11 protein-coding genes are annotated in these 13,533 nt (G+C 65.0%); 5 read left to right on the top strand and 6 right to left on the bottom strand.

The window, feature by feature from the left end:
• Nucleotides 1-70: 70 nt before the first annotated feature.
• Both H5T74_11310 and H5T74_11305 read right to left on the bottom strand, forming a co-directional pair.
• Nucleotides 71-991 (bottom strand): creatininase family protein, encoded by a 921-nt coding sequence (locus H5T74_11310; protein MBC7230962.1) that lies wholly within the window; start codon nt 989-991, stop codon nt 71-73.
• 58 nt (nt 992-1,049) lie between these two features.
• Nucleotides 1,050-2,876, bottom strand: a complete 1,827-nt coding sequence (locus H5T74_11305) for a CocE/NonD family hydrolase (GenBank protein ID MBC7230961.1) — start codon at nt 2,874-2,876, stop codon at nt 1,050-1,052.
• A gap of 356 nt (nt 2,877-3,232) precedes the next feature.
• Between H5T74_11305 and H5T74_11300 the strand changes: the two genes are divergently transcribed.
• From H5T74_11300 to H5T74_11290, 3 genes are all read left to right on the top strand, one after another.
• Nucleotides 3,233-4,654, top strand: coding sequence for a CoA-binding protein (locus tag H5T74_11300; GenBank protein ID MBC7230960.1), 1,422 nt, complete (start codon nt 3,233-3,235; stop codon nt 4,652-4,654).
• Nucleotides 4,655-5,095: 441 nt separating this feature from the next.
• A complete protein-coding gene (locus tag H5T74_11295) occupies nt 5,096-5,530 on the top strand; it encodes a helix-turn-helix domain-containing protein (GenBank protein ID MBC7230959.1) in 435 nt (144 codons plus the stop codon).
• Between the two features lie 83 nt (nt 5,531-5,613).
• On the top strand, nt 5,614-6,153 hold the full coding sequence (locus tag H5T74_11290; protein MBC7230958.1) for an SCP2 sterol-binding domain-containing protein: 540 nt from the start codon (nt 5,614-5,616) through the stop codon (nt 6,151-6,153).
• A gap of 389 nt (nt 6,154-6,542) precedes the next feature.
• Here the strand turns inward: H5T74_11290 and H5T74_11285 are convergent, their stop codons facing one another.
• A complete protein-coding gene (locus H5T74_11285; GenBank protein ID MBC7230957.1) occupies nt 6,543-8,201 on the bottom strand; it encodes an acyl--CoA ligase in 1,659 nt (552 codons plus the stop codon).
• 474 nt (nt 8,202-8,675) lie between these two features.
• On the opposite strand from H5T74_11285, the gene H5T74_11280 reads away from it, so the two are divergent.
• Nucleotides 8,676-9,776, top strand: a complete 1,101-nt coding sequence (locus H5T74_11280; protein MBC7230956.1) for a DUF362 domain-containing protein — start codon at nt 8,676-8,678, stop codon at nt 9,774-9,776.
• On the opposite strand, the gene H5T74_11275 is transcribed toward H5T74_11280, so the two are convergent.
• From H5T74_11275 to H5T74_11265, 3 genes are all read right to left on the bottom strand, one after another.
• On the bottom strand, nt 9,707-10,489 hold the full coding sequence (locus tag H5T74_11275; protein ID MBC7230955.1) for a hypothetical protein: 783 nt from the start codon (nt 10,487-10,489) through the stop codon (nt 9,707-9,709). The genes H5T74_11280 and H5T74_11275 overlap by 70 nt on opposite strands.
• Nucleotides 10,374-10,865 carry a hypothetical protein gene (locus tag H5T74_11270; protein MBC7230954.1) on the bottom strand — a complete coding sequence of 164 codons (492 nt, stop codon included), beginning with the start codon at nt 10,863-10,865 and terminating at the stop codon, nt 10,374-10,376. Before H5T74_11270 ends, H5T74_11275 begins: the two co-directional genes overlap by 116 nt.
• A gap of 143 nt (nt 10,866-11,008) precedes the next feature.
• Nucleotides 11,009-12,430 carry an aromatic ring hydroxylase gene (locus H5T74_11265; GenBank protein ID MBC7230953.1) on the bottom strand — a complete coding sequence of 474 codons (1,422 nt, stop codon included), beginning with the start codon at nt 12,428-12,430 and terminating at the stop codon, nt 11,009-11,011.
• A gap of 109 nt (nt 12,431-12,539) precedes the next feature.
• On the opposite strand from H5T74_11265, the gene H5T74_11260 reads away from it, so the two are divergent.
• Nucleotides 12,540-13,193, top strand: a complete 654-nt coding sequence (locus tag H5T74_11260) for a TetR/AcrR family transcriptional regulator (GenBank protein MBC7230952.1) — start codon at nt 12,540-12,542, stop codon at nt 13,191-13,193.
• Nucleotides 13,194-13,533 lie beyond the last annotated feature (340 nt).

Genomic DNA, 13,533 nt, shown 5'->3' with positions numbered 1-13,533 from the left:
CTGGGGCCATCGCTCCCCTTTGCCGCCGCCGCGGGTCGCCGGCGGTGGGCTTGCCGGCACGGCTTCTCCGTCAGCGGCTGGGCTCGATGGCGCGCAACGACCATCCCAGGGGGGTATGGTAGGGACGTTCCCCGCGCAGCGCCGCCTCCACCCTCTCCACCGCCTCGTCGCTGAAAGCGTCCAGCATACGCTCGCCCGCTTCCGGCGTGGCAGCACGGGGCTCGCCGATGTAGTTGGAGGGGTGCTTCTCCGTGACCCAGGAGAGCATGAGCCCCACATAGGCCACGTCGTCCCCCATCTCTCCCAGGCCCAAGGCGCGCAGGGCTTTCCCCAAGGCTCCCAGCAGGAGGTAGGGCCACCTGCGGGTATTGATGGACACTCGTGGCAGTTCTTTCCAAGAAGGCCGTACCCTGTCGGGATAAGAGCTCAGCATGAGGGAGGTCTCATTGAGGCCGGCGTGGCTGTCCTGGGGGTCTCCGCATGCCCCCTCGCCCGCCCCCAGCCGGGCCAGGAGGGCCGGGTCCAGCTCCACCATACGGCGGAAAAAGGAGAGAAAGGGGGCGACGATGTGGAATCCGCGCCTTTCGTACATGCGTCGCACCGCCTTGGCGGTGGCTATCTGGTGGCGCGGGCCGCCGTGGTTGTCGGTGACCAGGAGATATTTGAACCCCCGGTCCGCGAGGAAGGTCGCGACCCCCCGTAACATGAGGTTTACGGCCCTGCTGTCGATCTCCATCGAACCCGGGATGGTGTCGCTTCCCAGGTAGCAGGAGGGCAGGATGACGAAATCCAGCTCCGGGCGCCTTTCCGCCAGCTTGCGCAGGGCGCGTTCCCTCACCTCCTCCGCCATCCACACGTCGGTTCCCAGGGGAAGGTGTGGCCCATGCACCTCCAGGGGGCTCAGGGCCAGGACGAACAGGGTCTTCCCGGGATCGAGGGCATCGACCTCGGGTCCCGTCATCTCGGCCAGCTCAAAACGCTTTCCGCCCATGGGACGATTATAGCACCGCTTCAGGTCCGGGTCGGGCAATACGCGCAGGACCGGCGTATCAACCGCGCCGGATCACCGGCATCTCCATGCGCGACCCCTCGGCGCCGCCCCTGTAGACCTTCCAGACCGGAGGGGGCGCCAGCTCCGGCGTCCTGAAATTGTCCCTATCGGCGCCGGCGAGGGAGACGCGAATCCTGTGTCCCTTCTTGAAGACGTGCGAGACCGGAAACAGCGTTATGGCGAGCTCGGTCCTCTCCCCCGGCACCAGCGGCTGCGCGTCCGCCTGCATGCAGGGGTGGTAGGGCAGGTCGGGAAGCCAGGGGCGTTTCCCCGTCTTCCGCAGCGAGGCCCTCAGCTGGCCCTCGGACTTGTACTGCGCGTGGCCGTCCTCCGCCAGGTCCTCCAGGTAGACGAAGAAATCGCCGTCGGTGGCGGTGCTGGCGACCTGCAGGCGCAGGACCGGATGGCCGGTGACCTCGAGGTCCTCCTCCAGGGGCGCGCTGGTGTAGGTGAGGCATTTCAGGTCCTCTTCGGAGCGGTCTTCGTAAACGCTCGGTCTGCCGGTCATGGCCAGCCAGCGGGAGTTCTTCCCGCTGGTGGCGGTGTAATCGACGACGTACTCGTCCACCCCCTCGGCGGCGGTCATGCCATCCACCAGCCCGCCGCCGGCATCGAAATACCATTCCGCCGCCGTCTGGCCTTCGGGCGGCCACTCCTCGAGGAAGCTCCACACTCCGCTTCCGGTGGTGTAGATGTAATACGGCGGCTCCCTGTCTATCCCGTTATCGATGCCTTTAAGGTAGCGGTCGAAGAAGCGCACGCATTCGGTTGCGAAAGCGTCGAAGCCCTGGGTGTGGTCGTAATCTCCGATGAGGGTCTTGCTCTCGTTACGGAGGGTTTCCTGGAAGGAGATGGTATCGGTGCTGTAACAGTCGAGCCAACCCCCCATGTTGTATATCGCCACCCCCGAGGCCTCGATCTCCTCGAGGTGCCCGGAGGGGCTGGCGACGGGGTATCCCACGGGCTCTCCCCAGGGCGCCTCCACCACGCTGTCGCGGAAGGGCATGCGGCCTGCCAGCTCGACGAGGTCGGTATTGGCCTCATGCTCCCTGGTGGCCTCCGCCAGCATGCTCCCGTCCGTGTCCTCGTCCACCGGCTTGCTGGGATATACCCCCAGCGCCGGTGCGCTGCGGTTGCCGTTGAGGAGCTTCATGGCCACGTCATAGACCTCGACGAAGTTGAAATCCAGTATGCCGCCGGGATACACGAAGTCGTAGAGGTCAAGGGCCGCGTAGCGCGGAATGATGCACTTGAGGTGGGGATTGCGATTGGAGGCGTTCATGAACTGGATGATGGCCAGGTACGACTGCCCCATCATGCCCACGTTGCCGTCGCACCAGTCCTGCTCTGCGATCCAGTCCACGAGGTCGCTCCCATCCTGGACCTCGATGGGCGAGAAGATCCCGAAACGGGTCCCGTAGGAGGCGCCAGTGCCCCGGATGTCCGCGCACACCACCACGTACCCGTAGGAGAGGAGGGTGCGAAAAGGGGAATCCAGTTTGCTCGTGAGATCCATGACCTCGCCGTTGTTCACGCTGGCCCGGTGGTAAGGGGTCATGACCAGAACGGCCGGCAGTTTCTCCTGCGGGCCGTCCGCGGGGCGGTAAACGTCCACCGCGATCCTGGTGCCGTCCCGCACGGGCACGTACAGGCTGGTGGTATCCCACGAGGCGTACAGGGGTTCCGAGAATCCCGAGTACTCTCCCGGCCTGCTCACCTTTTCGGGCTCCGCAGCCTTGCCGCACCCGGCGACCGCGGAAAGCAGCAAGAGCGCCACCGCCAGGCAGGCGAAAGCAACCCGCCGCCTCGACCGGATTTCCATCATCTCCCCCTCCCTTCGGGCTCGACCGACAACAGAACTACTATATCAGTCAATGGAAACGGTTTATGCTCTTTTCGTCCCTGCCGCTTTGCGAGAGCTCCCGTCCACCCCTGCCGCGCCATCCCTTTCCTATGGAACGCTCGGCCCAAGGTGTGATATATCCGATACGCGCGGCCCTTAAACCCATCCCGGCACCGGCCACGCACAGACGGGCGCTCGATCCGGGCCTCCCGGGTTCTTTCGTCACGGGTCTTTCATCGCGTCGCGCCCACGGGTTATCCTTTATCGTGACCAAATGGCCCGCCTGAACGTCACCGGGCGAACAGCACGGGGGCGACGCCCCGACCACAGCAAAGGATGTGATAACGGTGGGATTCGACTTCGAGGAGATAGACGCCATCATCAACGCCCGCTCCCTGGCCATCGTGGGCGCTTCCGCCAAACCGGTGAAGTTCGGCTCCCTCTTCACCGCCACCCAGCTCACCTTCGGGTTCAAGGGCCCGGTGTGGCTGGTCAACCCCGGGGAGAAGGAGATACTGGGGCGGCCGGTCTATCCCGACCTGAGGTCCCTCCCGGAGGTGCCGGACCTCGTCTACCTCACCATCCCCGCCCACCGCTCCATGGACATCCTCGAGGACTGCGCGGACCTGGGGGTGAAGGGGGTCATCATCATGGCGGCGGGCTTCCGCGAGGCGGGCGGCGAGGGAGCGGCGCTGGAGGCGAAGGCGCTGCGCCTGGCACGGGAGGGGGGATTCCGCATCGTGGGGCCCAACTGCTTCGGCATCTACAATCCGCGCAACCGCCTGGCGCTGCTGCCGGGACACGATTTCTCTGACAGGCCGGGCGACGTCGCCTATATCTCCCAGAGCGGAGGTTTCTCGGTGCACGTCGGTCGCCAGTGCAAGAGCCTGGGTATCGACTTCAGCGCCATCGTCAGCTACGGGAACGGGGCCGACCTCAACGAGATCGAGCTCCTGCGCTACTTCGCGGCCGACCCGCAGACCTCCATCATCGGCGCCTACCTGGAGGGGACCACGGACGGCAGGCTCTTCGCCGCGGCACTGGCCGAGGCCGCCTCCCGCAAGACGGTGGTGATCTGGAAGGTGGGCAAGAGCGAGTCCTCCTCGCGCGCCGTGACATCTCATACAGGTTCCATGGCGGGTTCTTCCATGATATGGGAAGGCCTGCTGCGCCAGTGCGACGCCATAGAGGTCTCCGGGGTGGACGAGACCTGCGACGTGCTCCTCGCCCTCAAGCACCTGGGAAGGAGACCGGGGCGCAGGCTCTTCATCACCGGCGGCGGCGGAGGCCTGGGCACATATGCCGCGGACCTCGCGGAGGAAGAGGGTCTCGAAGTGCCGCCGCTCCTGGAGGAGACCGCCTCCCGCCTGCGCGCGGTGCTCGCCGCACCCGGGGCCGCGGTGGGAAACCCCACCGACATCGGCACCCCCCTGGTGCCCCTGCCCGTCTTCGAGGCGGTCATGGAGACGGCCGCTTCCGATCCCGGCACGGACATCCTCATCTTCGACCTCGCCCTCAACTTCGGCTACGGGCTGGGCGGGGAGGAGGGGCTCATCGCAGCCGCCGACGTCCTGGTCCGCGCGAGGCGGAAGAGCGGCAAGCCGGTGGTGCTGGTCCTCTATTCGCGAGCCAACGGCCTCGAGGACCTGCATTTCGAGGAGATCCTGCGGCGCCTGCGCTCGCGCCTGCTGCAGGAGGGTGTGCTGGTATTTCCTTCCATGCAGCGCGCCATGCGCGCCCTGGCGCTGATCAACGGCTGAACGACGCGCTCCCCCGGCCGGCTAAAAGGTTACGACGCCGGAGCCGGCGTGCTTCCATACGGAGCCCCGTGCCTCTGCGCACCCGCTGTCCTCCTGGTTGGTAGAGCGGATGGAGGAACGTGCTTCCATGCGGAGCTCCTTGCCTCTGCGCGCCCTGGGCCGAGGTCCCGGCCGCCGCGTCCGCGCAAGCCCCAACCATCGTTACGCTCCTCTCTCGCCTTCCGCGGGAGGCCCGGAGCCCGCCGCGGCCATGAGATGGCAAGGCCGGGAGCGGGGTCCACAGGGGCGGGAGGAGCGCCCTCCGGCACGGCGTTTTTCCAAGGATATGTCCGGGATTAATACAACTTGACATATATCTAACATATATGCTACACAATATCACACAACATCAAACAACGTAAATGGGTTATAAAAGCAAGGGAGAGAGTCCTGGAGGCGGAGTTGCGTAACTACATGAACACCGTGCACGTCGCCAAGACGCTGGGGGTCAACGTGCAGACGGTGCGGCACTATATCCGCAAGGGCGAACTGAGAGCGGCCAGGGTCGGCAAACGCTACGTAGTGACCCAGGAGGACATCGACGCCTTCTTGGAGAGGCGAAAGGAGAAGCGCGCCCTTGAGAGCCTGGAGCTGACCGAGAAAGGCAGAGAGGCGGTGCGCAGGATAAGGTCCGACGCCGAGAGGATCCTCCTCTACCTCAGGGAATGTCCCGGGGCCGACGCCGGCGAGATCGCCTCCTCCCTGGGCATGGAGACGGCGGAGGTCGGGAGGGCCCTGCGACGCCTGGAGGAAAGGGGTCAGGCCTTCTGCGAACCGAACGGGGAAGAGATCGACCGCCTGCGGGATCCCTGGTACGCGGGCTCCCGCGGCGGATAGGCATAGACACGGGTCCGCCTCGTGCGAGCGGGTTGTGGAGTCGGACCGTTCACGCAGTCGGGAAGAAGAAAGGGGGAAGAGAGATGGCGGATAACACCGTCGGCATCCAGGAGTTCCTGGAGTCCTACATCCCGTCCTTGGTGGGGAAGCGCCTGGCGGAAAAGCCGCTGCCGGACATGGAGGGCACGCTTTTCACGCTGCAGATCACCTTCAAGGGGGAGAAGAGCCTGGTCTATGGCATATCCATCAAGGACGCCAGGGAGATCAGCGTCACTCCTGGAGGGGTGGAGAATCCCATGCTCCACGTGATCATCGGCGAGGATTTCATCCGTCCCCTGGTGGACATGGCCTCCTCCCTCACGGGTCGGAAGCAGTACGACGCCGTCAGCCAGGCCAAGGGCACGGTGGAACTGGAGGTTACCATGCCCGGCGACTGGGTGATGCCCGTCACCGCCGTCTTCAACGGCGCCTCCCAGCCCAGCCTGAAGATCATGGGCAAGTCCAACGACCTCGCCGAAGTGGCCACGGGTAAGATCAACGGGCCCATGGCCTTCATGCAGGGCAAGATAAAGCTCGAGGGGGACATGGCCTTCGGGCTCTCGCTGGCCAACCTGATGCCCTGAGCGTCGGCCTCGACCGCCGCATGCACCGCGGGGGCGGGCGCATCACGACACGAGACGAAGCCGCACCCGCCCCCACCAGCGAGGTAACCGTTCCGGGGCAGCGGAAGACCTCGAGACCGGGCGCCCACATCCGGCCCCTTCCGGCATCATGCCCTCCATCGCTCGCCTCGTGCAACGGCCTGCCCCTTCCTGTGCCGGCGACGGTTTGTTGACCCGATGGCTATCGAGAACGCTGATATCCGACAACGACCTGCCTCTTCCGGGACCGGCGATAGGAGGGGGACGGCCGCGGCGCCGACGGGGAATGATGCCGCCCCCCGCTCCGGCCTGCCCGGCTAGACACCGCGGCGAGAGATCGGCTTACGGGGATGGGCTCCCGGGCATCCCCGCTAGGCCTCCCGCAGGCGGTCCTTCATGATCTTGCCCCCGGGGTTCATGGGCAGCGGCGCCTCGGAGATGACCACGTAATCCGGGACCTTGTAATCCGCGATCTTCCCGCGGCAGAAATCCAGCACCTCCTCGGGGGTCAGGCTGTGTCCCGGCATGGGGAACACCACCGCCTTTATCTTCTCCCCCAGCACCTGGTCGGGAACCCCCACCACCGCCGCCTGGAGGACCTTGGGGTTCATGAGGATGAGGTTCTCCACCTCCACGGAATAGACGTTCTCGCCGCCGCGCAGGATCATGTCCTTCTTGCGGTCCACGATGGTATAGAATCCCTCTTCGTCCACCACCACCACGTCGCCCGAGCGGTGCCACCGCCTGCCGTCCTCGTCCACGATGAAGCTCTCGCGCGTCTTTTCGGGAAGGTTCCAGTAGCCGCGGCAGACCCCCGAGCCGCTGATCAGCAGCTCTCCCGGCTCACCCACCGGGACCTCGCGCAGGTTCTCGTCCACCGCCTTGAACAAGGTGGGAGGAGTGGGCCAGCCGATGGACGAGCCCCGCCTCACGACCTCCTCCGGCGGGAGCAGTGAGCCCGCCCCGATGGAGGTGGTCTCGGTCATCCCGAAGCCGTTGCCGATCTTGGCGTGGGGGAAATCCCTGAGCATGAGCTCCCCCAGCTCCGGGGGCATGGGGGACCCCCCCTGGAACATGACCTCCACTTTGCCCGCCTCCACCAGTTTCTGGTAGTTGGGTTGCATGCGCAGCAGCCAGAACATGGCCGTGACCCCCACGAAGAAATTGACCTCCTCCTCGATCATGGACTCGATGACCTGGTCGGCCTGGAACACGGGCAACACCACCGCGCCCGCTCCCAGCAGGCAGAGGTTGAAAAGTGTGTGCAGGGCGGTGACGTGAAAGAGCGGCACCGAGATCATCTGCTTTATGCGGTGGACGTCCTCCATGGTATATTTTTCCGGGATGAGGTATGGCATGCAGCTCAACAGGGCCATGGCGTTGGCGACCACATTGCGGTGGGTGATGATGCTTCCCTTCGGCTTTCCCGTGGTGCCGGAGGTGTAGCAGATACTGCAGATGTCCCTCTCGCTCACCTCCACCCTGATGTGACCCGGGGCTTCCCGCGCCAGGAGGCTGGTGAAGGGCGGGTTGCCGTCAACGCCTTCGCTTCCGCTGACCACGATGTCGGCGAGGCTCTCCAGCTGACCCTTGAGGGGCTGTACCCTCTCATAGAGGTCCCTCTCCACGATGAGCAGGCGCGCCCCGGAATCGCGCAGCTGGTAGGCGATCTCCTCTGTCTCCAGCCTGGCGTTTATCACCACCGATATCGCCCCCGCGGCGGCGATGGCCAGGTAGCTGATGCAGAACTCGGGGTTGTTCAGGAGGATCATGGCCACGCGGTCGCCCTTGGCGATGCCGTAGTCGTCGATGAGGGAGGCGGCCGTCCTCCGCACCAGTTCGTCCAGGTGTCTGCGCGTGTACCTCTCGCCCAGGGTGGGGAAGACGAAGATCTCCTCGTCGGGGTATTTCTGTAGCCCGTCGAGGAATACGGCATAGAGGTTCTGGTACCTTCGCGCGTAAACGCTCTCCAGCGCGCCCTCGTACCATTCGTCGATAACGCCGTCGCGCGGCCAGCCTTTCAAGGCCATCACCCCCAATGACTCCGCGATATCTGTGACACGGCAATAACCCGTAACCTGATCGGCGAACCCCCCTGCCGGCAACCTGCGCTCGAAACGGACTCGCATCCCGCGTCTATCCTAACAGCACGCCGGCCGCCCCATCAAGCGAGCCCGCCCTTCGAGGATCCGGGTCTTCCCGTGACCTCGGCCCGGCCCCGCGAGTCCGTCGTAACGGCACCGGAGGTGCCGGCATCCCTGAGACCCGGCGCGGACGCGGTGGGTGCGACGGATGTCGCCGCCTTCACCATGAGCCACGTCGGCGCGGGAAGCCCCGGAAGCGGGGTATCGGTCGCCCGGCCCGCCGCGCCGCCGATCTCCGGGTATAAGGTTCCGGTCCCGGGGCGCGGAACCCATAGCGCTTTCCGTGCCGCGGGCGTTATATTTACGAAAGCTCCCGGTGCAGTCGCGGAAAAACGCGGAAAAGAGGAGGTAGGAGCGGGGATGAAGGAGAAGGTGCTGGTGCTCGAGGCGGGCTACGACGAGGGCCTGCTGCGTGAGCGCATGCGGCAGATACTGGAGGAGTTCCCACTCGCCCTGGACGGGAAAGAGGTCCTTGTAAAACCGAACCTGCTCGGCCCGTGGCCGGGGGAGAGCGGCATCATCACCCACCCCCTGGTGGTGAAGGCCATGGTGGAGGTCCTGAAGGAGAGGGGATGCCGGGTACGGGTGGGCGATAATCCCGGCCTGCGGGGTTACGGCTGCATAGGCAGGGTGTGCAGGGAAACCGGGATGGAGGAAGCGGTGGGTGGGGAATGGACGAACATGGCCGCCTCACCGCGCACCGTGCCCCTGCGCTCGCGCTTCGTGAGTGAGGTCTCCATCTCCTCCCAGGTGCTCGACTGCGAGGTGCTCATCTCCATGCCCAAGTTCAAGACCCACGTCAGCACCCTCATCACCGGCGCGGTGAAGAACAGCTTCGGCTTTCTGGTGGGTGCGGACAAGGCGCGCATGCACGCCGCCGCGCCGCGTTTCCGCGACTTCGACGAGCTGCTGGTGGACATCTACCAGATACGCGTGCCCGACCTGGTGGTCATGGACGCGGTGACGGCCATGGAGGGCAATGGTCCCTCGTGCGAGGACGTCCGCGAGCTGGGGAAGATCCTCGCCTCCCGCAACGGCGTGGCCCTGGACGCGGTGATGGCCGCCATGATGGGCCTGGACCCCGCGCGGGTGCCCACCCTGGTGGTCGCCGCGGAGCGCGGGCTGGGTCCCGCATCCCTGGAGGACATAGAGGTGTCCGGCCTCCTAGAGGTCATCCCGGGCTTCAAGCGCCCCTCCACCGTGCCGCGCATGTCCTGGACGGCGCCCTTCCAGCGCCTGGTGTTCGCCCTTCTCTCCCACCGCGCCCTGGAGGTGGACCGCAGCCGCTGTACCGGCTGCCGCACCTGCGAGGAGGGCTGCCCCGTGGGGGCGATAAAGGTGGAACGGTATCCCCGCTTCGATCCCTCGAGGTGCATCAACTGCTACTGCTGCTACGAGCTGTGTCCCGAGCACGCCGTGAAGCTCAACCGCCTGCTGCGTCTCGTCCAGGGGCGGGCATAGGCGCGCTTGCGGACCCGCGCCGCCTCGTAAAGGCCTGCAAACCCCCGGAAGGCGCGGACGCGCTGAAAAGGGGCCGTCGCTCCAGGGGCGGGTACGTCGGCGCTCGCGGGATTCCTGTCCGTCCGTGCGTCTTCGGAAGCGCCGTACACCAGGGCTCCGCCATGCGGCGACGAGCTCACGGCATATGTTGCCGGAACCGGAAAGGCGCCCGCCTGCCCGTCATCCGCCTTCGCCTTGACCTCGTCGTACAGGAGCTGGGAGAAGGCCTCGGAAATCTCTCCCGCCGGCAGGGTGAACTCCGCCGCGGCCTCGACGGCGACGGCCGGCTCCTTATCCCCGGGTGTCCGCCTTCCGCCGCGGTATTCCAGGCCTGTCTGCACCATAGCCCGGAGGTTCTCGGGTTTGACGTCCACGGGGCATTCGCATCCCGTGGTGAGCATGAAGCCTCCCCCCTCGCCCACCTCGTCTATGAGCCGCCGGCAGTAAGCCGCGACGTCGTCCGGGCTGCCCAGGGTGAGGAGGGCAGCGGGGACATCGCCGCTTATGCACATGTGTCCTCCCAGGATCTCCTTGGCGCGGAAGATATCCGTCATCCCGTCAAGGTCGCACACGCACTTCCCACGGGGGAGCCTGCGGAGATGGGGCAGGTCGATGCCCCAATCGGTGTCGAAATGCAGCCAGGGCAGTATGCCCTCGGCGATGAAGGCGTCCACGTAGCGCTGTAGGAAGGGCCGCTATGCGGTCGTAGTCCTCGCGGGGGAAGAGGACGCGCTCGTCTATCTGGTAGAGGGCGTCCTCGGGAAGCTGGCGGCCGGGGATGAGATTGCGCACCGGCGCCCCGCAGAACCTGCCGGGGATCATGGGATAGTAGTAATTGGGCTTGGAGATGACGTCGTAGCCGAATTCCCTCCAGCACCAGAGCAGCGCTTCCCGCGCCTTTTCGTGGTCGCGCCAGGCCTCGCCCTGGGTGATGCCGCGCAGACGCGGCGCCGCGGTGACCAGGATGGGGAACACGGGGTGCCGGTCCACCGGCTCCAGGGAGACCGCCGCCAGTATCCTCTCTTCCACGTTCATGCTGCCGATGCTCACGGTGAATCTACCCCCTCATCTCTTTCCCGAAGACTTGATACAGGCCCTTGGAACGGGTTACAGCATGGAGCGATGGCGGCCGACCGACGGGCTAGGATTTATCCCCGGCGGAAAGCTCGCCTCACGTATGCCGGGTCGCCGGCCTAGTCCTCGATGCCCGCCAGGCGCTTGGCGATCTCCTTCTTCTCCTGGATGTCGTAGGTGCCCAGGATGGCGATGTCCTCCATGATGGGGGAGCCGCCGCCGTGCACGCCGGCGTACTGCATGACCCCGGCCATGGAGGAGCAGGAGAAGTCGCTGATCCAGGCGAAGCACTTGTAGACGTTCTCGGCGCTCACGCCGTCCGCGCGCATGATGTACTTCTTCACCAGCTCGCCCACCTCGGGGCTGGCATATTCCTCGCTGTAGGGCAGGGTGGCGGGAAGGCCGCCCGCGATCTGGGCCAGGATGTCGTACTCGTGGTAGAGGTTCACTCCCGCGTGCTTGCGGGCCACGTTGCAGAAGACCACGTCCGGGATCTGGGTCCCGGAGGGCGCCTTGCTGGACTTCACCGCCGCGGCGATGCCGCATCCATATACGAGTTCGGCCACGCTTATGAGCTCCGCCAGGGCGTGTCGCACGTGTCCCTCGCGCTCGATGCCGTTGTACTCCGCCGCCAGGGCGGTGGACCCCATGATCACGTCGGACATGGCCGGCTTGCAGCCGGTGTAGGAGTGGCGGTGGTAGAGGGAGAAGAGCAGGGCGAGCTGTCCGCCGAACTCCGTCTCGCCGTTGAGGAAGACCCGCTCCCAGGGGACGAAGACGTCGTCGAAGACGGTCAGGGACTCGATCTCCCCCTTGCCCGAGAGCGCCGTCGCCACCTCGGGAACGCGGTCGCGGTACCTGGCGCCTCGGCAGATCAGCTTCACCCCCGGCCAGTCGCCGGGCACCGCGAATGCCACCGCCCAGTCACCCTCATCGGGGGTGAGAAAACGGGTGGGGGTCACGATGATCTCGTCGGCCAGGGGCGCGAAGGAGTTATGGGCCTTGGCCCCCCGCACCACTATGCCGTCGCTGCGCCTCTCCACCACCCGCAGGTAGAGATCGGGGTCCGCCTGCTCGTGGGGCCTCCGCTTGCGGTGGCCCTTGACGTCGGTCTGGGCGCAGCAGCCCACGATGTCGTTTGCTTGCCAGTACTTCAGGTACTCCAGGAAGCGCTGGTGATACTCGGTGCCGTGGGCCTGGTCGCACTGGTAGGTGATGACCGAGAGGGCGTTCATGGCATCGATGCCCATGCAGCGGGCGATGCATCCTCCCACCAAGCGGCAGGACATGCGGGTCATCTCCTGCTTGGCCAGCAGGTCCTCGGGGCTCTGGTGAATGTGGCAGAAGCGGCTGATGGTCTCCCCGGTGAGGTGGGACTTGGCGGTGGTGAGGTGCTGTACCTCCTTTGCGTGGGCCAGCTCGATGGTCAGGTCCATGATGTCCGTGCCCGGAAGGTTTTCCCTTCCCAGCACCTCTCCGCCCATATACACGTTGGGTTTCATGGCCTTGAGGCTTTCGTGGTACTCGTCGACGGTGCGGATCATCGCCATCCCCTCCAAGATACTCGTTTCAGATATTGCGTTATTATTATAGGATGACTATAATGATAATGTCAATTTCAGAATATCTCTAGGATATTGAGGATTTTCAATGGGGAACGACTACAGATCAAGGGATAAATTCTCGAGCATCATTGAAGCTGCCCTGGAGGTCTTCGGGGAGAAGGGGTACTACAACGCCACCATATCCGAGATCGCCCGCGCCGCCGGCGTCTCCGAGGCCACCATCTACGAGTATTTCGGGAGCAAGGAGGACCTCCTCTTCGCCATCCCCAAGGAGATCACCACCCGGGCGGTGGAGTTCCTGGAGGCCGTAGGCCCTTATATAAGGGGCGCGGAGAACAAGATCAGGACCATCGCCTACGGCTATTTCAACCTCTACCGCGACAACCCCCACTACTCTTCCCTGGTGCTGCTGGACCTCAAGCACAACCGCAAGTTCATGGAGACCGAGGGCTACCAGGCCGTGAAGAGGTCGGCGGGATTCCTCCTGTCATGTATAAAGGAGGGTATTGCCTCCGGGGAGTTCAAAAGGGACATCGACCCCTACCTGGTGCGCTCCATGATCCTGGGAACCATCGAGCACGTGTTCTTCCGCTGGCACCTGCGAGGCCGCAAGGATGGACTCGCCGATTTCGTGGAGCCCATGCTGGACATGCTCTTCGAGGGGATCAGGAGCGAGCCGGAGCCGCGCTCCTACCATATCAACATCACCCTGCCCCCCGCCTCCGCTCCGGGGGACTGACTTCATGGCAAACGCCGGGGTGGTCCCGGTGATGGCGATCACCGGCGCCAGGAAGGCAGCCATTACCACCAGTATGAACTTGCGGTTCTCCCCTTTCATCCCCTTCTCCTCGCACCCTCGTCCCCAGGCGCACTCCCCGATCGCCGTTTCCGGCAATGATATCATCAAGAACCGCGATTGCCTGAATATCCCATCCTCTTACATATCGGCGGTTTGAATATGAACGGGTGAATCTGCTCGCGATGCCGTGCTGCCTTTCGAGCCATTGCCCTATGCAGCGGGGCATATAAATGAGAAGATAGGCTCGTGGAATACCGTTCTTGACAGGCGCGGCAAACGA

This window comes from Actinomycetota bacterium, assembly GCA_014360645.1.
GTDB lineage: Bacteria > Actinomycetota > Geothermincolia > Geothermincolales > RBG-13-55-18 > Solincola_B.
This window is presented reverse-complemented; position numbering and strand designations above follow the sequence as displayed.